At 52.2% G+C, this 26,307-nt stretch carries 20 protein-coding genes, 1 pseudogene and 1 riboswitch; of the genes and pseudogenes, 10 read left to right on the top strand and 11 right to left on the bottom strand.

Going from position 1 to position 26,307, the window contains the following annotated elements:
• The first annotated feature begins 49 nt into the window (after nucleotides 1-49).
• From topA to RJ38_RS17010, 4 genes are all read left to right on the top strand, one after another.
• Complete coding sequence (gene topA / locus RJ38_RS17025) at nucleotides 50-2,731, top strand: type I DNA topoisomerase (protein WP_039020056.1); 2,682 nt, start codon at nucleotides 50-52, stop codon at nucleotides 2,729-2,731.
• Between the two features lie 198 nt (nucleotides 2,732-2,929).
• A complete protein-coding gene (locus tag RJ38_RS17020; RefSeq protein ID WP_039020055.1) occupies nucleotides 2,930-3,625 on the top strand; it encodes a CoA transferase subunit A in 696 nt (231 codons plus the stop codon).
• 40 nt (nucleotides 3,626-3,665) lie between these two features.
• A complete protein-coding gene (locus RJ38_RS17015) occupies nucleotides 3,666-4,292 on the top strand; it encodes a 3-oxoacid CoA-transferase subunit B (RefSeq protein ID WP_039020054.1) in 627 nt (208 codons plus the stop codon).
• A gap of 180 nt (nucleotides 4,293-4,472) precedes the next feature.
• A complete protein-coding gene (locus tag RJ38_RS17010; protein ID WP_039020053.1) occupies nucleotides 4,473-5,582 on the top strand; it encodes a THUMP domain-containing class I SAM-dependent RNA methyltransferase in 1,110 nt (369 codons plus the stop codon).
• Between the two features lie 17 nt (nucleotides 5,583-5,599).
• Here the strand turns inward: RJ38_RS17010 and RJ38_RS17005 are convergent, their stop codons facing one another.
• Complete coding sequence (locus RJ38_RS17005; protein WP_039020052.1) at nucleotides 5,600-6,235, bottom strand: pyridoxamine 5'-phosphate oxidase family protein; 636 nt, start codon at nucleotides 6,233-6,235, stop codon at nucleotides 5,600-5,602.
• Between the two features lie 12 nt (nucleotides 6,236-6,247).
• Nucleotides 6,248-6,704, bottom strand: a pseudogene (locus RJ38_RS17000) (nuclear transport factor 2 family protein).
• 133 nt (nucleotides 6,705-6,837) lie between these two features.
• Between RJ38_RS17000 and RJ38_RS16995 the strand changes: the two are divergent.
• Genes RJ38_RS16995 through RJ38_RS16985 form a run of 3 tightly spaced genes read left to right on the top strand, consistent with a single transcriptional unit; the run spans nucleotide 6,838 to nucleotide 10,554 of the window.
• A complete protein-coding gene (locus tag RJ38_RS16995) occupies nucleotides 6,838-7,407 on the top strand; it encodes a TetR/AcrR family transcriptional regulator (protein ID WP_039020051.1) in 570 nt (189 codons plus the stop codon).
• 59 nt (nucleotides 7,408-7,466) lie between these two features.
• A complete protein-coding gene (locus RJ38_RS16990; protein ID WP_039020050.1) occupies nucleotides 7,467-9,128 on the top strand; it encodes a sulfatase-like hydrolase/transferase in 1,662 nt (553 codons plus the stop codon).
• Complete coding sequence (locus RJ38_RS16985; protein ID WP_039020049.1) at nucleotides 9,121-10,554, top strand: FAD-binding oxidoreductase; 1,434 nt, start codon at nucleotides 9,121-9,123, stop codon at nucleotides 10,552-10,554. The genes RJ38_RS16990 and RJ38_RS16985 overlap by 8 nt, the downstream gene beginning before the upstream one ends.
• Nucleotides 10,555-10,626: 72 nt before the next feature.
• On the opposite strand, the gene RJ38_RS16980 is transcribed toward RJ38_RS16985, so the two are convergent.
• Entirely contained in the window at nucleotides 10,627-11,556 is a 930-nt protein-coding gene (locus RJ38_RS16980) for a glycine--tRNA ligase subunit alpha (RefSeq protein ID WP_039020048.1), read from the bottom strand.
• Between the two features lie 205 nt (nucleotides 11,557-11,761).
• On the opposite strand from RJ38_RS16980, the gene RJ38_RS16975 reads away from it, so the two are divergent.
• On the top strand, nucleotides 11,762-13,120 hold the full coding sequence (locus RJ38_RS16975; RefSeq protein ID WP_039020047.1) for a hypothetical protein: 1,359 nt from the start codon (nucleotides 11,762-11,764) through the stop codon (nucleotides 13,118-13,120).
• A gap of 158 nt (nucleotides 13,121-13,278) precedes the next feature.
• Nucleotides 13,279-15,060 (top strand): serine protease, encoded by a 1,782-nt coding sequence (locus RJ38_RS16970; protein ID WP_039020046.1) that lies wholly within the window; start codon nucleotides 13,279-13,281, stop codon nucleotides 15,058-15,060.
• Between the two features lie 144 nt (nucleotides 15,061-15,204).
• Here RJ38_RS16970 and RJ38_RS16965 read toward each other — a convergent pair whose 3' ends face one another.
• From RJ38_RS16965 to metZ, 5 genes are all read right to left on the bottom strand, one after another.
• On the bottom strand, nucleotides 15,205-16,800 hold the full coding sequence (locus tag RJ38_RS16965; RefSeq protein WP_082005814.1) for a 5-guanidino-2-oxopentanoate decarboxylase: 1,596 nt from the start codon (nucleotides 16,798-16,800) through the stop codon (nucleotides 15,205-15,207).
• A 1-nt stretch (nucleotide 16,801) separates the two neighbouring features.
• On the bottom strand, nucleotides 16,802-18,250 hold the full coding sequence (locus RJ38_RS16960; protein ID WP_039020207.1) for a TrkH family potassium uptake protein: 1,449 nt from the start codon (nucleotides 18,248-18,250) through the stop codon (nucleotides 16,802-16,804).
• A gap of 121 nt (nucleotides 18,251-18,371) precedes the next feature.
• Complete coding sequence (folE2, locus tag RJ38_RS16955; protein WP_082005813.1) at nucleotides 18,372-19,472, bottom strand: GTP cyclohydrolase FolE2; 1,101 nt, start codon at nucleotides 19,470-19,472, stop codon at nucleotides 18,372-18,374.
• A 158-nt stretch (nucleotides 19,473-19,630) separates the two neighbouring features.
• Nucleotides 19,631-20,704 (bottom strand): zinc ribbon domain-containing protein, encoded by a 1,074-nt coding sequence (locus RJ38_RS16950; protein WP_039020045.1) that lies wholly within the window; start codon nucleotides 20,702-20,704, stop codon nucleotides 19,631-19,633.
• A 97-nt stretch (nucleotides 20,705-20,801) separates the two neighbouring features.
• Nucleotides 20,802-21,992 carry an O-succinylhomoserine sulfhydrylase gene (gene metZ / locus RJ38_RS16945; protein ID WP_039020044.1) on the bottom strand — a complete coding sequence of 397 codons (1,191 nt, stop codon included), beginning with the start codon at nucleotides 21,990-21,992 and terminating at the stop codon, nucleotides 20,802-20,804.
• Between the two features lie 68 nt (nucleotides 21,993-22,060).
• A riboswitch (SAM riboswitch) is annotated at nucleotides 22,061-22,140 on the bottom strand.
• Nucleotides 22,141-22,376: 236 nt separating this feature from the next.
• On the opposite strand from metZ, the gene RJ38_RS16940 reads away from it, so the two are divergent.
• Nucleotides 22,377-23,084 (top strand): glutathione S-transferase N-terminal domain-containing protein, encoded by a 708-nt coding sequence (locus RJ38_RS16940; RefSeq protein ID WP_039020043.1) that lies wholly within the window; start codon nucleotides 22,377-22,379, stop codon nucleotides 23,082-23,084.
• A 296-nt stretch (nucleotides 23,085-23,380) separates the two neighbouring features.
• On the opposite strand, the gene RJ38_RS16935 is transcribed toward RJ38_RS16940, so the two are convergent.
• The 3 genes from RJ38_RS16935 to RJ38_RS16925 all read right to left on the bottom strand — a co-directional run bounded on the left by RJ38_RS16935 (nucleotide 23,381) and on the right by RJ38_RS16925 (nucleotide 26,303).
• Complete coding sequence (locus RJ38_RS16935; RefSeq protein ID WP_202903903.1) at nucleotides 23,381-24,346, bottom strand: hypothetical protein; 966 nt, start codon at nucleotides 24,344-24,346, stop codon at nucleotides 23,381-23,383.
• 432 nt (nucleotides 24,347-24,778) lie between these two features.
• The gene (locus RJ38_RS16930) at nucleotides 24,779-25,399 is read right to left on the bottom strand and encodes an inner membrane-spanning protein YciB (protein ID WP_039020041.1); all 621 of its coding nucleotides are present in this window, start codon (nucleotides 25,397-25,399) and stop codon (nucleotides 24,779-24,781) included.
• A gap of 1 nt (nucleotide 25,400) precedes the next feature.
• Entirely contained in the window at nucleotides 25,401-26,303 is a 903-nt protein-coding gene (locus RJ38_RS16925; protein WP_039020040.1) for an EamA family transporter, read from the bottom strand.
• Nucleotides 26,304-26,307 lie beyond the last annotated feature (4 nt).

Genomic DNA, 26,307 nt, shown 5'->3' with positions numbered 1-26,307 from the left:
TCGCACATTTTGCGCCGCTATACACTCTTTATGAGTCGAAAGGAATTTCATGCCTGTTGTCGTCGTCGAATCCCCGGCCAAAGCCAAGACTATTAACAAGTATCTCGGTGATGATTACGTGGTTCTTGCCTCTTATGGGCACGTGCGCGATCTGCCACCCAAGGATGGATCCGTAGATACAGAGAACGATTTCGACATGAAATGGGAGATCGCGAGCGACAGCAAAAAGCACGTCAAAGCAATCGTCGATGCCCTTGCGGATGACAACGACCTGATCCTCGCGACCGACCCCGACCGCGAAGGCGAAGCAATTTCATGGCACCTGCAGGAAGCCCTAACCAAACGTAAGGCCATCAAGAAAGACACGCCTGTGAAGCGCGTGGTTTTCAACGCGATCACCAAATCCGCCGTGACGGAAGCGATGAAAAACCCGCGTGATGTCGATATGGAATTGGTTGAAGCTTACTTGGCACGCCGCGCCCTCGATTACCTAGTGGGCTTTAACCTGTCACCGGTTCTATGGCGTAAACTGCCTGGCGCACGATCAGCGGGTCGCGTACAATCGGTCTGTCTGCGTTTGATCGTTGAACGCGAAATGGAAATCGAAAGCTTTAATAACCGCGAATATTGGTCGGTTAAAGCAATGCTTGAAACCCCACGCAGTCAAAGCTTTGAAGCCAAACTTACTGTTCTTGGTGGCAAAAAGCTGGATAAATTCGATATCGCGACAACTGAAGCTGCAGAATTGGCCGTCCATGCGATCAATTCGCGTGATCTGTCGATTGCAAGCGTTGAAGCGAAACCCGCAAGCCGGAACCCATCCCCGCCCTTCATGACCTCGACCCTTCAACAAGAGGCCAGCCGCAAGTTCAACTTTGGTGCGCGGCAAACCATGTCTTGCGCCCAACGTTTGTATGAGGCCGGGTTGATCACCTATATGCGGACCGATGGTATCGACATGGCACCCGAGGCCATCACGGCCGCACGTGATGCGATTGCTGGTCGTTACGGCAAGGAATATGTCCCTGCGTCGCCACGGGTCTATAAAAACAAGGCGAAGAACGCGCAGGAAGCGCATGAATGTATTCGTCCGACCGAACTGTCCAAGGCCACCGAAGATTTGAAGATTGCCGATCCAGATCAGCGCAAACTATATGATTTGATCTGGAAGCGCACGCTTGCCAGCCAAATGGAAGCGGCGCGTATGGAACGCACGACCGTGACTGTCGGCAGCGCGGACAAACAGATTGAACTGCGCGCCTCTGGTCAGGTGATGTTGTTTGACGGCTTCATGAAAGTCTATGAAGAAGGTCGCGATGATGTGGTGGATGAAGACGATAAACGTCTGCCACAGATCGCTTCTGGTGAAGCCGCCAAGAAGGCATCCGTCACCCCGGATCAGCATTTCACACAACCGCCGCCCCGCTATACTGAGGCGACCCTTGTGAAACGCATGGAAGAACTCGGCATTGGTCGTCCTTCCACATACGCTTCAGTTGTGACGACGATTCAAGATCGTGAATATGTACGCAAGGACAAGAACCGTCTTTATCCAGAAGATAAAGGTCGTCTTGTGACTGTGTTCCTCAACAATTATTTCCGCAAATACGTCGGGTATGAATTCACAGCGAACTTGGAAAATGAACTTGATGAAGTCTCTGCAGGCAACGCCGATTACAAAGACGTCTTGGCCCGTTTCTGGCGCGACTTCTCAGCTGCCATCGGTGAAACCACGGAACTGCGCATCACCGAAGTTCTTGATAAAATTAACGAAGTTCTAGAACCGCACCTGTTCCCACCAACAGAAGATGGGTCTGATCCACGCGCTTGTAAAAACTGTGGCGTAGGTCGTTTGTCCATGCGCACAGCGCGTTCCGGCGGCGCTTTCATTGGCTGTTCCAACTATCCTGAATGCCGCTACACGCGCCCCTTCGGCCCCCCTGGCATGGAAAGCGAAAGCGCGATTCCACCAGAAGGTAAGATGTTGGGTCAAGATGAAGGCGACAACATTTGGGTGCATAAAGGTCGCTTTGGCCCCTATGCCCAACGTGGTGAAGTGACTGAAGAAAACAAAAAACCGAACCGTCAATCCATTCCAAAAGAATGGCCGCCAGAGGATGTTGAATTGGCCACGGCTGTTAAGCTTCTGTCCTTGCCGCGCCTCCTGGGGCCGCACCCCGAAGATGGCGTAAATGTCTGGTCGAATATTGGTCGCTATGGCCCCTATTTGAAACATGCGGATACCACGTCGAACCGGGGCGGCACCAACGCCAACCTTGAAGATTTGGATGAAGTGTTCACAGTGGGCATGAATCGGGCAGTTCAGCTTTTGGCGGAAAAAGTAGCGTCCCGTGGCGGGCGTGGTGCGGCTGCCAAGATCCTGCGTGAACTGGGTGATCATCCTGATGATGGTGGCCCGATCCAGATCATGGAAGGCAAATATGGCCCCTATGTGAAATGGGAAAAGGTCAACGCCACCCTGCCGAAGGAAACCAACCCTGAGCATCTGACCGTTGAAGAAGCCATGGTGCTGATCGAAGAAAAAGCGGCGAAAAAGGGCACACGTAAAAAGGCTGCCCCCAAGAAAAAGGCGGCAGCTAAGAAACCTGCTGCGAAGAAGACAGCCGCAAAGAAACCCGCCGCAAAAAAAACAACGGCGAAAAAGCCTGCTGCAAAAAAGGCGCCTGCGAAGAAAGCGACGGCCACTGACAGCGGTGATGTCATCGAGTAAACCGCTGCAATGCAGTAAAAACATGGAAACACCCGGCCTTGGCTGGGTGTTTTTATTTTAACCAGCCCGCAAAATAACAAATTTTATTTCCCGCCGCAGCGCAGCAATCAATTGACTTCCCAACATCTCGCGTACAGAAATGCGACCAGATATTCATTGAGGCATGAAAAAACTGGCCTCATGCGTTGGGAGACACTCATGAAAAAAATCTATGGTTCCGCAAAAGAAGCGCTGGATGGCGTTCTTTCTGACGGCATGTTTATCGCCTCCGGCGGGTTCGGCCTTTGTGGCATTCCTGAACTGCTGCTACAGGCGATCAAGGAAGATGGTGTAAAAGACCTGACATTTGCGTCAAACAATGCCGGCGTTGACGATTTTGGCATCGGCATTCTGCTGCAAACCAAACAGGTTAAGAAAATGATTTCTTCCTATGTGGGTGAAAACGCTGAATTTATGCGCCAGTACCTGTCCGGCGAACTTGAACTGGAATTCAACCCACAGGGCACGCTTGCGGAACGCATGCGCGCAGGTGGGGCTGGCATCCCAGGTTTTTATACAAAAACCGGCGTTGGCACCGTGATTGCCGACGGCAAAGAGCACAAAGATTTCGACGGTGAAACCTTCATTCTGGAAACGGGTATCAAAGCCGACTTGGCGATTGTGAAAGCCTGGAAAGCCGACGAACAGGGCAACCTGATCTATCGTAAAACCGCCCGTAACTTTAACCCAGCCGCCGCCACTTGTGGCAAGATCTGCATCGCTGAGGTTGAAGAGATCGTCCCAACAGGTTCGCTTGACCCTGATCTGATCCACACGCCCGGCATCTATGTGCACCGCGTGATCAAAGGTGACCACGAGAAGCGCATCGAACAGCGCACCGTAACCGCCGCTTAATGCCGTCAGGCACCTGAAGATTTACAGAAAGAGACAGAACATGTGGGATCGTAATCAAATGGCGGCACGCGCCGCAAAGGAACTGCAGGACGGCTGGTATGTGAACTTGGGCATCGGCATTCCGACGCTGGTTTCCAACTATATTCCTGAGGGCGTCGACGTGACGCTACAGTCTGAAAACGGCATGTTGGGCATGGGCCCCTTCCCGACGGAAGACGCGATTGACGCGGATCTGATCAACGCGGGTAAGCAGACCATCACCGAACTTGACCGCACATCTTACTTTGGCTCAGAGCAAAGCTTTGCCATGATCCGTGGCGGCAAAATCGCTATGGCGATTCTGGGTGCTATGGAAGTTGCCGAAAACGGTGATCTGGCCAACTGGATGATCCCGGGCAAGCTGGTTAAAGGCATGGGCGGCGCGATGGATCTGGTGGCTGGTGTTGGCCGTGTTGTGGTCGTCATGGACCAGACCAACAAAAAGGGCGAAAGCAAGCTTTTGAAAGAATGCACCCTGCCCCTGACCGGCAAAGCCGTTGTTGACATGATCATCACCAACCTTGGTGTGTTCAACGTTGTTGAAGGCGGCCTGGAGCTGCTGGAACTGGCCGACGGCGTGACAGACGAAGAAATTCGCGCGGCAACAGAAGCCACCATCGTCAACTAAGATCAAGATATTATGTTGGGGCGATTTGTCTCGTCCCAACATCTCCACGGCATTGGTATCCAAACAGATGATATGTCACAGGTGGCGTGAACCACGCCCGCGCCGGTACAAGCCCCCCCATAAATAGCAAATCACCGCGAATTCGGTCGCCAGCACGAAGCTTCTACGTTAATACGGCGCATGGATACGAATTTTGAAATATTTCTCTCGATCGCCCCAGGCCTTGAAGCCGTCCTTCTTGCCGAGACGCAAGCCGCTGGCTTTGAAAACCCAAAAATCACCCCTGGCGGTGTTACCTGCACAGGTGATTGGGGCGAAGTTTGGCGGGCGAACCTGACACTGCGAACAGCCACGCGCGTACTTGCGCGGATTGGTGAATTTCGGGCCTTTCATCTTGCGCAGTTGGACAAGCGGTCTCGTAAATTCCCATGGGCGGATGTTTTGCGCGCAGACCACCCCATTCGTGTAGAAGTTTCAACCAACAAAAAGTCCAAAATATACCATGCCGGTGCCGCGAAACAGCGTGTAGAAACGGCAATCAAAGAAACCTTAGGCGCAGAAATATCAGCGGATGCAGACATCTGTCTAAAGCTGCGAATTGATGACAATAATTGCGTCTTCAGCGTCGATACCACGGGCGAAAGCCTGCACAAACGTGGCCATAAAGTCGCGGTAAACAAGGCCCCCATGCGCGAAACTCTGGCATCCGGGTTCCTGTATGAAATGGGCTATGACGGCAGCCAGGCCGTGCTTGATCCAATGTGCGGATCCGGAACCTTTATTCTTGAGGCCGCCGAAATTTCCGCCAAACTTTTGCCAGGACGTAGCCGCAGCTTTGCCTTTGAAAAACTTGCAACCTTTGACGCGAATGTTTGGCAGAAAATGCGTTCCCAGCCAGCAAGCCAAGCACAATTGCAGTTCTTCGGGTCAGATCGCGATCAGGGTGCTGTGCGCATGTCACAGCAAAACGCGGAACGCGCGGGCATTTCCGACGCGACCTTATTTCAAACCGGGCCAGTAAGCGATCTGCAACGTCCAGATTGCGCGCCAGGTATTGTCATTGTTAACCCGCCTTATGGCGCGCGTATTGGCAATAAAAAGCTGCTTTTTGGCCTGTACGGCGCGCTTGGGAAGGTCTTGTTGGAACGTTTTTCAGGTTGGCGCGTCGGGATCATCACAACCGACGCCGGCCTCGCACGAGCGACCGGTTTGAAATTCAAGTCGGAAGGCAAACCCATCCCTAATGGTGGATTGAAAATACGCCTATTTGAGACAGGTAAGCTTCCCTAACCCCCCGCTTGAAGCTGTTATTCTTTGGCATCCAGTCGCGCGTTCAGCCACAAATTTTCGGCTTCGAGCTTCGCAATGTGGTCGCGCAAAGGCCCAAGATGTGGGTCCAACTCGGATACTGTAAATCGCTGTGGGATATGGGCTGGGCAATTCCAGTCAAACGCTTCGACCGTCACTTCGATGATGCGTTCGGCACGACCATTCATTTCTGGCGTTGCAACTTGTTCCAGCAGATCAGGTGCGTCTTCCAGGGTTAGAATTTTGGCACGCCCCAAGATTTTTAGGCGCGATCGATTGGGATAATCCATCATGAACAGCGCGACGCGATCTTCATGATGCAAGTTGCCCGCGGAAATATACTGCCGGTTTCCGCGCAGATCCGCCCAAGCGATAGTTCTTTCACCCGTGACCTTGGCAAAGCCCGCAGGCCCGCCCCGGAACTGCAAATAGGGCCAACCGGACGAGGAAATCGACGCTTGATAAAATCCATCACGCGCTTCAATGAAGGCTTTTTCATCAACACCTATTGTCTGACCACCTTGCTGGCGGTCAGAGCGTGTCACCATTTTTTCATACCCTTCACGCGATCCAGCATCCGTCTGAAGTTGTTTCACGTCGTCGGTAAAAAGGATATCTGCGAAGGGATATGTCATTGTATTTTTTCCTTAAAGTCCAAGATCAGACAAGCTGGCATGGTCATCGGGGCGCCGCCCAATGGGCCAATCTATCTGTTTCGGATATTTGCAAGTCATTCAGGCTTGCATGACGCTCGCGCATGCGTCCATCTTCGTCGAATTCCCAGTTCTCATTTCCATATGAACGCCACCACTGCCCATCCGCATCATGCCACTCATACGCATAGCGCACGGCGATCCGATTTCCACTGAAGGCCCACAATTCTTTGATCAATCGATACTGTCGTTCCTTATCCCACTTTCCAGATAGGAACGCTTCAATTTCATCGTGGCCGCGCAAAAACACATTGCGGTTTCGCCAAATGGAATCGTCGCTATAGGCCTGTGTCACCCGCGCTGCATCGCGCGAATTCCAGCCGTCTTCGGCAAGGCGAACTTTTTCAATGGCCGTTTCATGGGTGAACGGGGGAAGTGGGTGGCGCAGCATTTGCATTCCTTTGCTTTCAAACATTACCGATCATTCTTTTTACTAAATGTACCGATCGGTATTTAAAGTCAAGCGCTCAGACTTGTCTCTCGCCCGCAAGTTCAGTAACTTTGCCAAAATCGAAGGAGATCCAATGCGCCCGAGCAAAAAAGACGAACTGGTCCGCAAAGCGTTGGATGTCTATTATCGTCATGGTTTTCACGCCAGTGGCATGGATCTGGTCGCAAAAGAGACCGGTATTTCTAAGACTGCGATCTACAATCACTTTCGCACGAAAGACGATCTTATCTTGGCTGTAATCCAGCTGCGTGACGAAGAATTTCGAGCATGGATGGTCTCTCGGATCGAAGCGCTGGGGGATACGGCCGAATCCCGCTTGTTGGCGGTCTTTGACGCACATGCAGAATGGTTCGCGCAAAAAGGGTTTTTCGGTTGCCTGTTCATCAAGGCCTGCGCCGAATTTCAAGACGTGGACCATCCTATTCACCAACAATCCTGCGCCCATCAAAGGCAGGCGCTGGCCTATTACCATGACCTGGCAAAAAAGGCCGGTTTTTCTTCCCCAGCCGATATCGCTTTGAGCATCTGGTTGCTTGCACAAGGGGCCATCGTCGCCGCCGTTATGGGCGTCGTCGACGATCCCGCAGGGGATGCACGAAAGGCCGCCGTTACGTTGTTATGCACAGCCAAACGCCAAGACTAACATATCCCTTTGCCTGACCCTTCAGCTATGTCACAAACATAGAAAAACGGGGGATCCAAATGAGTTCAACAACGGCGAAGAACATTCTGTTCATCATGTTTGATCAGTTGCGGTTTGACTATCTCAGCTGTGCGGGCCACCCCCATTTGCACACCCCTCACCTGGATGCCCTTGCTGCGAAAGGCACCCGTTTTACACGTGCCTACGTGCAATCCCCCGTCTGTGGTGCCTCGCGCATGTCAACCTACACGGGGCGATATGCATCGTCCCATGGCGCGCAATGGAACGGATTTCCTCTGCGTGTGGGTGAAATGACAATGGGCGACCATTTGCGTGCTAGCGGCATGTCCTGTCACCTCATTGGGAAAACCCATATGAAAGCCGATGTAGAGGGCATGAAACGTCTTGGACTGGCCCCCGACAGCATCATCGGAGCCCGCCAAGAGGAATGCGGTTTTGACGTATGGGCCCGTGATGATGGGCTGTGGGCTGAGGGACCAAAGGGGTTCTACGATGAAAAACGATCCCCTTATAATGAGTATCTAAAATCCAAAGGCTATCCCGGTGAAAACCCCTGGGCCGAGTTCGCCAACGCCGGTATCCACGAAGGCAACCTCGCCTCGGGTTGGTTCATGGAACACGCCAACAAACCCGCCAACATTCGGGAAGAAGACAGCGAAACACCGTGGTTAACCGATGAGGCGATTAACTTCATCGACGCTCAAGGTGATGATCCTTGGTTGTGTCACCTGTCCTATATCAAACCCCATTGGCCCTATATCGTGCCCGCCCCTTATCACGACAGGTATGGATCAGAACATGTTGTTCCTGCAATAAAATCACCGATTGAACGCCAAACCCCACACCCCGTTTACGACGCCTTCATGAACAATCAGGTTGGCAAGACATTCGCCCGTGACGAGGTTCGGCAAAAGGTCATTCCCGCCTATATGGGATTGATCAAACAAGCCGATGATCAGATGGGACGCCTGTTCGCACATCTCCAGGCCACGGGTCGGATGGACGATACGATGATCGTCGTTACATCAGATCATGGTGACTATCTTGGGGATCATTGGCTGGGCGAAAAAGACCTATTCCACGAGGCTTCAGTCAAGGTTCCTTTGATCATCTATGATCCATCGCCAGATGCTATGCGCGGGGAAACTTGCGATGCTTTGGTCGAGGCCATTGACCTGTTGCCCACCTTCATTGACGTGGCCGGTGGCGAAATCCCCCACCACATTTGCGAGGGGCAATCGCTTATGCCTTTGCTGCGTGGTGAAACACCTAAATGGCGCGACTGGGCCGTCAGCGAATATGATTTTTCTTGCACACCCATGTGCGCCGAACTTGGCCTTAGCCCCACAGACGCGCGCTTGTTCATGATCACAGATCATCGTTGGAAGTTCATGCATTCCGAAGGCGGATTCGCCCCTATGCTATTTGATCTTCGAAATGATCCAAATGAATACACAGATCTTGGGAACAGCCTAGATCACGCTGACATCATTAGAAAAATGTATGATCGTCTTGGGCAATGGGGCCGCAGGATGAGTCAACGCGTCACCATGTCAGATGCGCAAATCATCCCGCGCCAAGGTAACACACCTGGTGGCGGCGTTGGCATATTTATCGGCCACTATGAGGAAGATGACGTCCCTCAAGAGGCCCGTGAAAAATACATCGGGGCGGCGCGAAAGGATTATACACATGACTGACCTGATCTCAGCACTTCGTGACATTTGCGGAGAAAAACATGTCTTGTCCGGCGATGATGAGCGCGCCGGTTTTGATACTGATGTCTTTGGTGATAAAATCGGAAAATCCCTCGCGGTCGTACGCCCAGCCAGTACGGCCGAGGTCGCGCAAATCCTTGAATTGGCCGATGCGACCAACACACCCGTGGTTCCACAAGGCGGCAACACAGGCCTTGCAGGTGGCGCGACCCCAACCACAGACGAGCGCCAAATTGTTCTATCCTTGGCGCGCATGAATGCAATTGACGATGTGAATGTCGAGACCCGAACCGTCACGGTCGAAGCTGGCGTCATCCTGCAAAACCTTCATGACGCCGTCGCAAAACACGACCTGATTTTCCCCTTGGTTTTCGGCGCTCGTGGCAGCTGCATGATCGGCGGAAATATTTCAACAAATGCCGGGGGATCCAATGTTTTGCGCTATGGCAACACCCGCGCTTTGGTTTTGGGCCTGGAAGTTGTTTTACCAGGGGGACGCATCATGAATTTGATGAACGCGCTTTACAAAAACAACACCGGATATGCCTTAAAAGACCTGATAATCGGGGCTGAGGGTACGCTTGGCGTCGTCACCCGTGCCGTGTTGCAACTGCACCCCGCCCCCACTGCCCGTGCAACCGCTTTGGTGTCAGTTTCGTCGTTGTCCGCTGCCCTTCGCCTATTGCGTAGACTGCAGGACACCAGCGGTGGCGCTGTCGAAGCTTTTGAATATATGCCCGAAAACCACATCACAGGGTATCAATCTCTTAATCGTGATCGCGCATTTCCATTGGAAACACCCGGCAAGGTCAACATCCTAACAGAGCTCGGCGCGACGTCGAAACTGCTTGCCAGCCCCGGCGAAGACGGGCGCCCCTTGATTGAGGGCTTGCTTGAAGAAGCCTTGTCAGATGGATTTGAGGCAAGCGAGGTTCTGGACGCAGCCATTGCCCAGAACGACAGCCAGCGCGAGGCATTTTGGCATATCCGCGAAAGCGCTTATGAGGTTGCCACAGCGCAAGGCCCAGCAATTGATTTTGATGTTTCGGTACCCCTTGACCAGGTTGAGTGCTTTCTGGATCGCGCCCGTGAAACCCTCGCCCCAATTGTACCGGGCATGCGCAGCACCATCGTCAGCCATTTGGGCGACGGTAACATTCACTATGGTGTGCTTCCCCAGGATAACCTCGGCGGCATTGATCCAGCACTAAAAACCCGTGTGATGGAAGCGATAGAAGATTTGGTCACGGATCTAAACGGATCCTTTAGTGCGGAACACGGGATTGGCAGCTCAAAACGCCCGTCCATGGCACGACAGAAAGATCCGGTCGCCCTTGCCGCGATGCACAAGATCAAAGCCGCGTTGGATCCAAAAGGCATCATGAATCCGGGCAAGGTTCTGCCGTAACGTTCCAGTCTGCAATAAAAAACACCCGTCAGGTTTACCTAACGGGTGTTTCCAAATTCAAAAAATGGCCACTTAAGCAGCCGCGCCACCAGCCGCGGTCAGCACAAAGGCGTCAGCACATTGCTTTGACAACGCACGCACACGCCCGATGTAAGCTTGCCGTTCCGTCACAGAAATCACGCCACGCGCATCCAGCAGGTTAAAAATGTGGCTGGCCTTGATGCATTGATCATAGGCCGGGTGCGCCATGATGATGCGCTTCCCCGTTTTGGGATCATCATGTTCCTGCGCGAGGATCGCTTCGCATTCCGCTTCGGCTTCTTCAAAGTGACGCAGCAGAACTTCTGTGTTTGCCACGTCAAAGTTCCAACGCGCGTATTCTTCCTCGGTCTGTTTAAACACATCACCATAAGTCAGCGGGATCAAAGCATCTGGTGCGTTAAACGGCATGTCCATAACATGGTCCACGCCCAGCACATACATCGCCAAACGTTCCAGCCCGTACGTCAACTCACCGGATACAGGGGTGCAATCATGGCCACCAACCTGTTGAAAATAGGTGAACTGAGACACTTCCATGCCGTCGCACCAAACTTCCCAACCAAGGCCCCAAGCCCCCAGAGTTGGGCTTTCCCAGTCATCCTCAACGAAACGGATGTCATGCATTTCCATGTCGACACCGATCGCTTCAAGCGACCCAAGGTATAATTCTTGCAAGTTAGAGGGGCTGGGTTTGATCAGTACCTGATATTGGTAATAATGCTGTAAACGATTGGGGTTTTCACCGTAACGTCCATCAGTTGGGCGACGCGATGGCTGTACATAGGCCGCAGCCCAAGGTTTGGTCCCAAGCGAACGCAAAGTTGTGGCAGGGTGAAACGTTCCCGCGCCCACTTCCATGTCGTAAGGCTGCATCATCGCACAGCCCTTAGCCGCCCAATAGTTTTGCAAACGGAGAATGATCTCCTGGAAACAAGTCGGTTTGTTATGTGTACCCGCCATCGGTCAGCCCGCCATTATCGCAATATATGTTGAACATCCAATAGGGTGGGATGGAAGGAAATGCAACTCAACCATGTGGCTCAAAACGGCTATTTGTCAGACAACCCGTGTAACACGGCCTAACCCTATGTGCCCCGCTTGGACAAAATTTGACATGTTGTAGTTGTGCGTGTTTGATATTTACACCTTTTAATGGATTTATTTTATGTCAGAAAAACTTCCCGAATACCTTATTCAAGGCGAACAAGCGCGTCTTTTTCCTCTTCTATCAACCACATCAAAAGAAGGTCGAACGACATCAATTGTTCTGGCTTGCTTGGCTAAAGTCGACGAATTCGGCGCTGACCTCATGCAAAGTGTTGGGCAGCGTGTTGGCGTGCGAACCAAAGTTGAAACCTACACAGAGGTTGTTCTAAAAAATCGCCCGAGTGATACAAAAGACCGCCCTGATGGCCTTATTGTGCTCAAAACCGGAAGCCGCGAATGGAGAGCGTTGATTGAAGCCAAGGTTGGTTCAAACGATCTTAATGCGCCCCAAATCGAAAAATACCGCCAACTCGCAAAAGACAATGCAATTGATTGCGTCATTACGATTTCAAACCAGTTCGCAACCACCCCCGCCGCACATCCAATTGAAGAAGTACAAAAAAGCAAATCGAAGATCCCAGTCTTTCATTGGTCTTGGATGTATATTTTGACCGTGGCAGATCTGTTGCTCAATCAAGAAAATGTCACCGACGCAGACCAAAGCATGCTTCTGAATGAACTCAGAAGGTTTCTGTCCCACGAAAGTGCTGGTGTGAAAGGCTTTGACCGTATGCCCAAAGAATGGGTCGAGCTAAACAAACTTGTTTCTAGCGGCGGCGTTATCCCTTCTAAGTCCCCCGATGCAGCAACCGTCGTCAGTGCATGGCATCAGGAAACACGGGACTTGTCATTCATTCTAAGTCGCATGACCGAAACCCACGTCAGCGAACGCCTCAGCCGAAAACATCACAGCGACCTCACCCTAAGAACGAAGGATGAAATCACCGCATTACGTGAACACCGTCAGCTTACTGCGTCCTTGGAAATTCCAGATACTGCGGCAGTTCTTGAGGTCACTGCAGACATAACACGACGCTGCATCGATGTCGGTATGACGCTGCGGGCACCTGAAGATAAGGTATCGACAAAAGCTCGCCTAAATTGGCTTTTAAAGCAGGTAAAGACAGAAAAGACAGACGATTTGTTCATCCGGTTAATGTGGCCGGGGCGCAATGATCCAACACAATTCCCAGTCGCTATGCTGCGTGAAAATTCGGACAAAGCGTCGGAAGGGAAAGAGAACCTATCGCCGCATAGCTTTCATATTTTCCATTCAAAAAGGCTTGGTGCGCGGTTCACTCAACAAGCAAACTTCATTTCAGATCTTGAGGGTATTGTTCCTACATTTTACCGGGAGATCGGTTCAAATTTAATGGCTTGGAAAAAAAGCGCGCCCAAGATCAGAGACGATCGCGCGTCAGCAACGGATGTCTCAACAGATGCCATTTCAGAAGACGCAAAGGAATATGAAGCATAATTCAATTGCGAGGTGCGGCAGTTGACGTTGTGGGTCTTCCCCACAACAATTCTGCCGCACCTTCACATCAAAATTCCACGTCCCGCTCATCGGCATGTGCAAGCCGGGTTCATTCTGCTAGCTACCACGGAATTCAACTTTCCAGACAGGGTACCCACATGCTTTCGCGCCTTTTCGCTGCCTTCCTTATAGTCCCCTCGTTCGTGATCGGTTCGACGTCCTTTGCTTCCGCACAAAATACATCTTTTGTTCAAATCGAAGCCAAGTCCAATTTGCAAGCTGCCCAACAACGTGCACGGGCTTGGTCGAATGAATTGTTTGAAGTCAATGGGTTCCGGATGAATTCTGGTTGGTATGCCATCGCGCTTGGTCCCTATACGGCAACTGATGCCGAAACCCGGATGCGTACGTTGAAATCCAGTGGGGCGATCCCGCGCGATTCTTACATCACCATCAGTTCCGATTATTCGCGCCAGTTTTGGCCCACGGGGGCCACGGCCTTGGCCAACCCAGAATCTACGGTGCCCGCAGATCCGATTGTCCCAGTTGCCCCAGCGGAACCTGTGGTGCCCGCCGAGACTGTTCTTGAGGTCTCTTCTCCCATTTTGCCAGATGAGACCCCACGTGAAGCCCGTCGTTCTGAAGGAAATCTAACGCGCGATGAACGCAAAGAACTACAGGTCGCGATGCAATGGGACGGGTTTTATAACGCAGCGATTGATGGATCATTTGGTCGTGGAACACGTCGCTCAATGTCCGCGTGGCAAGCCGCGAATGGCTTTGAGGAAACTGGGGTTTTAACCACGCTCCAACGCCGTCAACTTGTTGATACTTATAACGAAGTCCTTGCCGGTATTGGGATGGTATCGCACCATGACGCGCAGGCTGGCATCACCCTTGATATCCCCTCGGCCCTGATCACCCGATCAAGCGAGGAATACCCATTTGTGCACTTCGACGCCAAAGATGACAGCGGCGTGCGGGTGCTTTTGATCTCACAAGCTGGTACGCAAGCCACGCTCCATGGTCTCTACGACATCATGCAAACCCTTGATGTGGTTCCCCCACAAGGCCCTCGCAGCAAAGAAGCCAACAGCTTCACTCTTACCGGTGAGAACAGTGACTTCATCAGCCACACGGAAGCCCGCTTCGCCAATGGTGAAGTGAAGGGCTTTACGCTGGTTTGGCCCGTTGGCGATGAGCGCCGTCGCACCCGCGTGTTAAGCGCAATGCAATCGAACTTCACCCCCAACACCGGCACCACTCTGCCCCTGTCCGCCGGCGCACCAGGCGAAGACCAAAGCATCGATTTGATCTCTGGCCTTGAGATCCGCAAGCCAGCCCTATCCCGCTCTGGATTTTTCGTCGCGTCAGACGGCACCACTCTGACAACCACAGATGTGATCGCGCAATGCAGCAAGATCACTTTGAACCACGATACTGAGGCCGAAGTCATTTTCTCTGACAGCACTCTTGGTATAGCAGCCTTGCGCCCGAAATCACGCCTTGCCCCCACCGCCGTTGCAGCGATGCGGGACGGTGTCGCACGCATTCAATCCGATGTCATTATCGCTGGTTTTCCGTTTGAAGGTGTACTGCCGGCGGCAACCCTGACCTATGGGCGCCTGGAAGACATCCGTGGCCTGAATGGCGAAGATACGATCCAGCGTCTTGCCCTTCTTGCAGAGCCTGGTGATGCGGGCGGTCCAGTCTTTGACACATCCGGTGCAGTAATCGGCATGCTGAAGCCCGCCACGTCCCCAGAAGGCCAGAGGCTACCAGAAATCACCCGCTTTGCCGCACGCAGCACCGCAATCGTAGATCTTTTGTTCGCCAATGACATCACGCCAACGGCGCCAGAAGATACTGCGGAAATCGCCCCAGAAGAATTGACCGCGCTGGCTGCGGATATGACCGTTCTGGTCAGCTGCTGGAACTAAGCCCCATACGATATCACGTTGAAAAGGCGCACCATTTGGTGCGCCTTTTACATTTATACATATTCTCATGTCCACGTGGCCGAGGTCCAGTTCATCCCGGCTTTGGAACTGGTTTCCAGCATCGCCCGTGCATCATGAACGTCGTTAGTCCCCCACATCCGGGGTGATGTAGATCAATGTCGGCCCATCCGCGTTCAAAGCATCTGTCACGGCGATTTTGAAGCCCGCGATGTCTTCCGGTGCAACGGCCTTCGCCCCAAAGGCTTCGGCCAATTTACAGAAATCTGGGTTCTGCGCGATGACCGCATTTGGCGCGATTTGACTGCGCACCATCGCGTCTTCGATCTCTTTTAGCTTCCCATTGTCCCAAAGAATAATTGGCAAGCTCAGGCCCAACTCGACTGCAACGCCAAGTTCCTGCATGGTGTAGTGGAAGCCATAATCACCGATAATGGAAATCACTGGATCATCACCGACCCCGACTTTACCACCAATCGCAGCAGGCAGGGCATAGCCCAAGGTTCCAAAGCCATATGGGTGATGCCAATGCCCCGGGCGATCCACAGGTTGCGTGTTTTTCAACACATAAGCAATCTGCGTCATATCGGAATATATCATCGTATTTTCGGGTAATATTTCTGCCAAAGCATCCCCGAACTTCGCAACACCTGGACGGGCCGCATCGGTTTCGGCGCGCCAACCCGCGATGCAAGATTTCACATGCGCCGCATCCCATTGGCTGTTGTGCTTATGCCCGGCCAGCAAATCGGACACATCCCGCATGAAGGTTTTTGCATCCCCCATCACAGGCAAATCTGCCCGGTGGGCATCTTGCAGACTTTCGGCATCGATATCCACACGAACCAAAGTGGCGCATTTGCCAATCGTTGTCCGCCAGATGTCGACCTCAGCAAGTTCAGTGCCAACCGCGATCACCAAATCTGCGCTTTCGATCTCACGCGTGCTGTCTGGAGTGGAAAGATAAGCGCCATAATTCAACGGATTATCCGAAGCAACGACACCGCGACCTGCATAGGTCGTAAAACACGCACCACCGGTCAAAGCCATCAGTTCGCGGGCCTCATTGTAGCCCGCAACAGCACCTCCACCAAAAATAAACATCGGGCGTTTCGCAGACCCCAACCACTCAGCCACAGCCGCAACGTCCTCAGGCCGGGCCAGTGGAAGGCTGCCACGCAAACCATCATCTGATGGCCCGGCGACCGACGCACCTAGGACATCGATTGGAACTTGTATGTGCTTGGGGCGTTTGCGTTTGGTCTCGAACTCAACCAAGGCGCGGTCGATCAACCCATAAGCGGCATCTGCCGTCAAAGCGGTCTCTGACCAATCGCACACAGTCCGAGCGGCCCCCTCTTGATCTTTCATTTGGTGCAATTGCCCACGGCGGTTTGCCACTTCGTCTAAGCAAGATGAAATCACCAACATCGACACAGAATCTGAATATCCCTGCCCCATCGGCGTCATCGCATTGCACAGGCCAGGCCCCGTAATCAGATAGGCCACGCCAGGCTTGCCGGTCGCACGGGCATAGCCGTCTGCCATAAACCCCGCACCCTGTTCGTGACGGGCCAAAACATGTTTAATGCCAGCTTCTTCAATGCCACGGTACAGTTCGACATTGTGCACGCCGGGAATGCCAAAAATCACATCCACACCGCGATTTTTCAGCATATGGGACATCTGCGCACCAAGTGGGCGGGTCAGGGATGTGTTCATGTCAGTCTCTCCAGAAGTTCACCGTCAGAATGGCATAGACCGCCATCAATTCAAGTCGCCCTATCAGCATCGCTGCTGTCAGGATCCATTTCGCCGTATCACTGAGCCCCGCAAAGTTTCCTGCGGGACCAATCTTGTCTCCAAGGCCGGGGCCAATATTCGCCAAAGCAGCAGCCGCCCCCGAAACTGAAGTGGTGAAATCCAAGCCAGTCATGCCCAATGCCACAGCAATAACGCCCAGGGTCACGATAAAAAACACAAAGAACGACATTACAGAGCTCAAAACATCCTCGGGCACTTTTCTGCCCTCATATCTGGGCGCGAACATACCGTGAGGCGAATGGATTTGGCGAATCTGCGATTTCACTGAGGTGATCAAAAGTTGATAGCGGAAAATCTTAATCGAACATGCGGTAGACCCCGCACAACCACCAATCAGGCCAATGATAAAGAACAGCGTGACCGCAAAGCTGCCCCATAGCATATAGTTCGCGCTGGCGTATCCCGTGCCGGTCAAGATCGACACCGTGTTAAACAGAACTTCACGAAAATGGGCTTCATCGGTGCCACCTTCGACGTTCCAACGCCACAGGGATAAGGACAGGATCAACGCCGCTGCGGTGCCAAAAAAAGCCCGTACTTGGCTGTCGCGAAGCAAAGGCTGAGCACTGCCAGAAATCAGCTGGACGTAACGCACAAAGGGCAAAGCGGCGAGCAGCATGAAGACAACACAGCCATATTGTGCGAGGGGCGAAAATTCACCAAACGAGCTATCATAATTCGCAAATCCCCCTGTCGCCACAGTGGTCATCGCATGAACCACCGCATCAAAACGCCCCATGCCACCCGCCATATATGTAATGGTGCACGCAAGGGTCAAACCAACATATATCACCGAGATACGGCTAGAGATTTCGGTGGCGCGTGGAAGAATTTTTCCAAACGTATCAAACCCTTCGGACTTAAAGATCTGCATACCACCAATGCGCAACTCAGGCAGAAATACCATTGCGACAACGATGATACCAACGCCGCCAAACCACTGTAAAAGCCCACGCCACAACAGCAGGCTTCGGGGCAAATCCTCAAGCCCAGACACGACGGTGGCACCGGTGGTTGTCAGCCCGCTCATAGCTTCGAAAAACGCATCAACCATGCTGGCTTCGAGAACACCCAATGCAAAGGGCAAGGCGCCGAACATCGGCAGGGCAACCCAGACACCCGTGGTCAATAGAAAGGTTTGGCGAATGGTAAGGCCTTCGCGCACCCCATTCATCGAGGCCAGGGCAACCAAACCACCCGTCAATGTGGTGATCACCGAGCTTTCAAGAAACACGACCCAATGCCCGTCGCCATCGCGCAAGTCCACGGCCATAGGCGCCAACATGGTCATCCCGAGACAGGCCACCAGGAGGCCGATTACATAGCCCACAGGGCGCAAATCAAACATCCAATAGGCTTCACCCAGCAACTGCAAACTGTCAAGAGATTGCCAGAATATACCCAGCATATTCTACGCATATGTTATGCATAAACCATTCATATAGAACGGTCAGGCCACTTGGATTTTGTTAACCGACGTGGAACAGCGTGCTAAATAATTTTGGATCGATACTTTCAGATAGAAAGGTATCCCCTTCTGTCAAAACGGACACTGCATCATGACTGTGCAAACTTTCCTGATGACTGGCGATGACGCGAAAATCCTCAACTCGGGTTTCATTCTGCATGCCTTCAGCAAACAAACGCGCTGCATCTTCCACAAAGATCGGGTTGGCGGCATTAAGCTCAGCAAAAGCTTGTTCGTCTTCGCGCTTCACCATGACTTGGGTTTCGGTCGGAACGGCCTTGCGACAAATATCGATCAAGTCTTCGAACCACAAACGGTCCTCGGATGGGCCCATCACCGCAGACACACGCGCAACAGAACGTTGGGAATGCGGCGTTGCCAGTTGGCCGCGAACTTGGCGCGCATGTTCTGACAATTCCAGAGAACATGGGCATGTGGATGAATAAACATAATCCAAGTGAATGATACGTTTTTTCTCGCCAGCGGTTTCCGTCAACTCAAGTGCCACATCATAATACTGATAACCTGCAAGGCCAGAACGCAGGCTTGTCACTTCCACAGGGAAAGAAAAGCGCATCTGAATACGGGCATCAAATGTGTCATGATCCGTTTTGTAATCGGCAAGCGCATCTTGGATCACATCAAAGGAAAACGTCTTCTTTGAGTGGGTGTAAAACGTGCGCATGATACGCGACATGTTGATGCCCTTGCGCCCCGCCTCAAGGCTGACGGTGCCTGTGATTGAGGCCTCAAGCGTGATGTCCGACCCATCGCGGCGATGAAAACGGATCGGCAGGCGAAAATTTGAAATCCCCACGTGCTGAATATTACGTTTGGCGCCTTTGATCAGGCTTTCAGGACCATTTTGGAGATCCGGCAAAGACGCTTTATACGCCTCATCAACGGTAAACTCTTCAGGATAAGCCCTTGCCAAGGCAGGGTAATTCGCAACTTCCTGCCCAGGCAGAAGGCGCGCAACGGAAGGGTGCAATTCAGCAACTTCCGTGACCGTGGCCTCAGCCGCCCAGTCCTGTAACAGCTTTAACGCCGCTTCCGCATCCTTGCGTGAAACAGATTTGGTTTCTGGGTTAAACGTATCCATAGCGGACCCCTGAGGCAATTTTCTGCAATCACTATAACAGCTTTCGCGGCAAATACCGCGCAAATTCCGGCGGCGCAATCGGGTTTTGCGGCATTTACCACGCTATTTTGCGGCATATGCCTTCAGCCGACGCTAAGGTTCACCCGTCCTATCCACAATTATGCGGATGGGGATGCGGTCAAATCCAGATCCGCCTTTTGCGTGCCACATGTACCGCAGAACTTATGGAAAGAATTGTCCCGCGCATCACAGCTGCTGCAGTTGTTGTAAAGACAGAAACCACAATGCACACAATAGTCGGATATCACGTCTTTTTTGCTACCAAAGCTTCGGTCACAGCTGGGGCAAATCTGCGATGACATCTTTTTCAAAGCCACCTCATATGAAATCATATTTCGACGCTCAGCTTCCGTTTTGCTTTCCTCAGACTTCTTTTTCTCAAGGTAACGACGCATAGCAGTGATCACGTATTTCCCCGCAACCCCCGCGATGACCAAGCCAACGGTGGACCGAAAATACCCACCATAAGATGGCAGATAGGGCACCAGTTCCACGAAGAATGCAAAGGCGGAAAAGAAGATAAACCCCCGAAACAATGGCCAGTAAGCGCTTTGACGTTTTCTGGCAATCAACCACGCAGAGACCAATAAAAGAGGCAGTAAAATCAACAAACGGATCAGGAATATCTTAAGCGTTTCAGCACGCAGCGCCTTTTGGTAAGGCGCATAAGCGGCCCTATGCAACGCCGATTGTTCACTGTGAAGGTCTTCTTCCTGACGCGACAAGTTAAGCTGCCCAGCCTGCGCCGCTTGCAATTCACGGCGCGCATCATTTCGCGCGGCATTCAAAGCATCCAGGCCCTGACTGCGCGCAATCACTTCTGGGTTTTGATCTTGAGATTCCGTGGCACTGCGGGTTTTGATCCAATTGTCAAAACTGGTACGCGCGCTGAGATATTCTTGTTCCGAGGCCGCGCGTTTGGCTTGCAAATCTTCAACGTCTCGCGCCCCATCCCGTTGTGCAACGCGCAGACCCGCGATTTTCTCGTTCAGGGTTTCTTCCGCGACTTGATCAACAAAATCCGTTTGGTGGATTGGTGCGCTGGACAGTGGTACATCCGCAATGATTGACCCGCCCAACTGGATGAGAAAGCCAGCGATAACGAACGAAATGGCCCACATAACGATGCCATAAATTATGGCTGGACGGCGTGAAGATGAAAATCTACTCATGAAAAAATCCCTCATAAAAACGATAACAACGATGTCCCGCCTGGCCAATGCCGGGCCGCGCTCCTCGGTCCTCAATGGGCGGAGGAACGCGGCGGGTTTATACGGCGCTCAAGGCGTTTTTGAGATCTTGGATTAAGTCACCCGCGTCTTCAAGACCAATCGATAGACGTACAAGCCCGTCACCAATGCCCAATTCCGCACGTTGCTCATCAGACAAACGTTGGTGCGTCGTGGTGGACGGGTGGGTCACAAGGCTTTTGGCATCCCCAAGGTTGTTCGAAATCGTCACGATGTCCAAGGCGTTCAGCATGCGAAAGGCTTCCGCTTGCCCGCCCTTCAAAACCAGCGCAATCACCGTACCACCCGCCTGCATTTGAGCTTTGCACAAATCATGCTGAGGGTGATCTGCAAGACCAGGATAGATAACTGTCTCTAGTTTTTCATGCCCCTGCAATGCACTCGCAATCTGCATCGCGTTATCCGCTTGCGCACGCACACGCAGGTCCATGGTTTCAAGGCCCTTCAACATCACCCAGGCGTTAAACGGGCTCATGGATCCGCCGGTATGTTTCAAATAGGTCTCACAGGTCCCACGCACAAATTCGCGAGATCCAAGGATCACACCACCCAGACAACGCCCCTGCCCGTCGATGTGTTTGGTTGCGGAATACACCACGACATCCGCCCCGCGTTCCAACATGCGTGACAGAACTGGCGTTGCGAAAACATTGTCAACCACAACCGTAGCATTCACGTCATGCGCAAGCTTACAAACAGCTTCGACATCGATCATTTCAAGCGTTGGGTTGGCAACGGATTCAAAGAACACGATCTTGGTGTCCGCGCGCAGCGCCTTTTCCCACGCGCCCAAATCCGTGCCATCCACAAAAGTGACCTCAACGCCAAAACGCGGCAGGATGTCCTCAAGAATATAAAGGCACGAGCCAAACAAGGCCTTCGCAGCCACCACATGATCGCCCGCCTTCAATGGCGCCGTCAGCGCAGCATTCACAGCCGCCATACCAGAGGCCGTTGCAAAAGCCGCCTCAGCGCCTTCAAGCATCGCAATGCGATCCTCAAACATCCGCACAGTCGGATTGCCATAGCGTGCATAGATAAATTCATTGTCGGGGCAGCTGATAAACCGCGCTTCGGCCTGTTCGGCACTGTCATAGGCAAAGCCCTGCGTCAGATACATCGCCTCAGACAGCTCGCCGAATTGGCTGCGTGTGGTGCCACCATGCACAAGCTGCGTGCGGGGGTGATATTTCTGTTTGCGCTCAGTCATCTCATATCTTCCATTGTTGTCCGGCCTAACGCCGAACCAAAAAAAACCCGTACCAAAAAGGCACGGGATGTAGGTAAACCCAGACCTCTTTAGCAGTATATTTAACGTGGCCTGCAATCCGGTAGATCAAATCACCACAGCACGTGGATAGCGCCAGGCAGTGAGTCGGGTCAAGTGTTTCATCACATCAAGCAAACATGAGGGATTTGAGGGTCTCGCTGCCAAGCCCGATTCTGGCAAGCCCAATCACGGCCAAACCCAATCACGGCCAAACCCCGCCACGGCCAAACTCAGTCACGATTATGTGCACGACCCGAGCCTATTCGCTCTTGCTCCCGCGTCAGAACCTGCAATCATCAAAACGGAATGTAAGGAGACGCCGCAATGACACAGCCCATCGACCTGCACTATTGGCCCACGCCCAATGGTTGGAAAATTTCCATTGCCTTGGAAGAACTTAACCTGCCCTACCAAACGCATTTGGTAAACATTGGCGCGGGCGACCAATTTGCGCCTGAGTTTCTAAAAATCGCGCCGAACAATCGAATGCCGGCCATTGTAGATCACGATGTGCCTGATGGCGCGCCGGTGTCGATCTTTGAAAGCGGCGCAATCCTGCAATATCTCGCGCGTAAAACCGGTAAGCTATATGGTGAAACCCAGCGCGATCGCATTGAAGTTGAACAGTGGCTTATGTGGCAAATGGGCGGACTCGGCCCCATGGCAGGACAGGCGCATCACTTCCTAAAATACGCCCCAGCAATGGATCCCCCCCAAGATATCCCCTACGCCCAAGACCGCTATCGCAATGAGACCGCGCGCCTCTATGGCGTGTTAGACCGTCGCCTTGCTGATCGCGAATTCGTGGCCGGAGATTTCTTTTCCATCGCAGATATCGCGATCTGGCCCTGGGCCATTTTATGGGAAGGCCAGCAACAGGATCTATCAGATAAACCCCATATGAAACGCTGGCTGGATGCGGTTTCTGCACGTCCAGGAGTGATTGCTGGGAAAGCTTTGGCTGCTGAAAACAGATCCAACCTGCAAGATGACAAAAAGGCCCAAGATCTGTTATTCAAACGCAAAGGATGAGGGGGTTCTGCCCCACCCCTGCGGGATTTCGTTAGATCAAAATGAAGCGCCCTGTATTGCTGAGTACAGGGCGGGCGCAGCAAATATTCATCTTAATGTCGCCGGTTTCCTGAACCTCATCACGCAATATTGACCCCGACGTCAAGAGTTGCGGCCCCCAAGCGCACGATCATCACAGGGGCCCCCTAGGTCGATAACGCGGGACAAAGTGAGCTTTCGCTGCATTTACCCCAATGACTTCTTCAAGAAAAATACCTTCAACAAACGGTCTTTGGGGGGGACATTCATAGGAATTTTTAGCAAGCCCAGTCGAATTTCATTTCTTTGAAGTCAAGCTGCGCGTTGCCAGACCCAAAATTATACCCGCCAAAATATTCTTCGAACTCGACATAGTAAGGGGACATCTCAGGGATACCTTGTACCGAGCGCATGGTTCCGCCGATATGCTCAGAACCATGGTCCTTTGCCCACCCATGCAAAGCATAGTTATTCTCACGATCATGCGAGTTGATGTAACCTGATGCCGTAGAATTATCTCCCCAATCTTCCAACGGAGTTTTGCCAGCATTTGGGTCATTAACACGTGGGTTGAATTTTATAGCAAGATTCCAATCGATCCGGTTTTCTGGAACAGCGCCTAGGTTCTTGTGTTCATAGAGTTCAAGATTGGCAGCAGCTCCTTTGGTCATCCACGTTGGCTTTTTACCATCGCGCATGGGTAAGTTTGGTGGTGCTGTTTGAGGGCCGTTGATCTCTTCAGCCGTCAACAAAATGATCGCATAATGGTAATCAAGAACATCGGTAATCCTATGTAAACGGGGGTGTTTGTTTGCAGCATGACTTCGATACGCACGCCATGGATCCGTGGATGACTTCAGGCGTGCCATATTCCACATCCGTTCATCAAACGTCGGTTTGATCGCGTGCGTACCGTTTAGGATTAAATCAGAAAAAATTTTGTCTGTCTGCGCACCCCCATCGTTTAAGTCCGCAGGGGTCGCGAAAAAGCTAAGTCCAACAATCTCTGGCCCATGACATCGATACTGCTCTGGTAACAGAAGGGTGAAACCATGCATCAAAGGAGACCCTGTGACCGGATCAAGGGGCCATTCTTCAGTGCGAATGCCGCGTGGCAAGCCAAACACCCAACCATGATCTTTATCAAGGGCAACTTCACCTACGGGGAAAGAAGCCATTTCTATATCGTATGCAATAGTAGGCAGCATGCAAACTCCTGAAAACTGGTTACGTGTGGTGCACATGAGAAACATGTCTAACTTATATATTGAGTTACCACCATTTGAGAAACTTTGGTGCACTTAAACGTTTGATTTTGGAAAAAATCGCATTGTTTGCTGCTGCCACAAGCCCCATTCAACACGCGAGCAATTGTCGAAGGTTTTTGGTTAGCTGGGGATAGAAGCCAGTCGTACATACTACAGCAATTGTTACATTGGACCCAAACCGGGCATTCGTTGTGTGTGATACATACGTCTGCGTCTCGCAGGACAGGCCAACTTTTGACGCGAAGGTAAAATTTGTCTGACGTTCGACAAATATAGACCGCATTTCTGTCCGTGGCCATCAAACTCTCAGCTCTCCCCCACCCACCTAAAATATCCCAGCTAAGAATGTGTTGCACATTTTTGGGCAATCAACATGGGGGAGGCACGAGGGGCCGCCCCCTCATACCTTTAGCTTTCGTCTTTGTCTTCCGTTGAATGGCGCGCAAGCAGGCTGCTTTGGGCCAAGAAAAACGCGAACATCGCCCCCATGAGACCGAAGGTTTTAAATTTCACCCAGGCGTCTTCTGACATGGTGCGCCAAACAAATTCATTGGTAACGGCCAAGGCGACAAAAAAGAGCGCCAAGCGTTTTGTTAAAATCAACCAGCCCTCATCGGTCAAAGGCAGTGCGGAATCCATCATGGTCTGCATATAGCTTTCGCCGCGCAATAGACCAACGCCAAGTGCGGACGCGAAGAATATATACAGGATTGTTGGCTTCATTTTGAAAAAACTTGCGTCATTCAACCAAATTGTCAGCCCCCCAAAAACCACCACCAACACAAGCGTCATAATTTGCATTTTTGACAGATGACCTGTCAAACGCCATAGGATGAAGGTCGTGATCATCAGCAAGGGAATGAACAAACCCGTAGCAACGATAAAACCAGAATAGACTTCGCCAAGGATCGTGAATTCTTGCGCTTTCAACCGGCCATATGCCACGAAGAACAACAGGATCGGTCCGAATTCCAGCAAAGGCTTGACCCAGGGTTTCAGTTCTTTTTCGTGACGTTCGTCTGGGCTCATATCAGCCTCCTGTTTCGACAAAAACCGCGCCAAGCGCAATCAGCGCCATAAGAAACAATCGACGCGGCCCGACGGTTTCCTTCAAGAATACAACACCAATAACAGCTGCGAAAACGACACTGGTTTCCCGCAAAACCGCCGCCTCCCCGACCTTATCAAGCCGTGTCGCCAGCATCACCGAGCCAAAAGAAGCATAAGCAATGAAAGCCCCCGCGATCCCACGTTTGAACAGCGGGATAATCGGCGGGCGTGGGGTGATCATCTTCCAACGTTGCCAGCCAAAGAATGGCATCGCAAGCCCATCAAGCATGAAAAACCAAGCAAGGAAAGTGAAAGGATCCGCCGTGGCGCGAATGCCCCATGCATCATAGGTCGTGTAAACCGCAACCATCGCCCCGGTCAGCACGGCAAGTCCCAATGCCTGCAGCAGCTCGCGGCGATCCGTCAGCATGGTTTTATAGTTGTACAAGGCCAGCCCGAAAATCCCGCCCACCAGCAACATTACCCCGCCCCATTGCGTCAGCGAGTAGGTCTCGTTGAAGACAAAACCCGCGCCAATGATCGTGAACAACGGCCCCATGCCACGCACCACAGGATAGACCACAGTATAGGCACCGCGCTGATAAGCAGATGCTTGTAGGTATTTATAAATGAAATGAATAACAAAAGCGCCGGCGAAGATGGGCCACATGTGGGGTTCCGGCCATGGCACCACGAACAAGGCGATTGGCGCCGCTATCACGAAATAGGAAAGATCAATCGCCCCACGCATAACCCATGGGTCAAAACGGCCCTTTTGCATTGCGCCAAAGACAGCATGCAAAAAAGCCGCAGATAAAGCCAACACCAAGGCCAGTTGGTGCCCTGCTTCAGTGCCTTCCAGAGAGATCAGCCAAGCGCTCATGGTC

Origin of the sequence: Halocynthiibacter namhaensis, from assembly GCF_000812685.1 — a bacterium.
GTDB classification, from domain to species: domain Bacteria; phylum Pseudomonadota; class Alphaproteobacteria; order Rhodobacterales; family Rhodobacteraceae; genus Halocynthiibacter; species Halocynthiibacter namhaensis.
The sequence above is the reverse complement of the archived record's forward strand: the minus strand, read 5'-3'. Positions and strand labels throughout refer to the sequence as shown.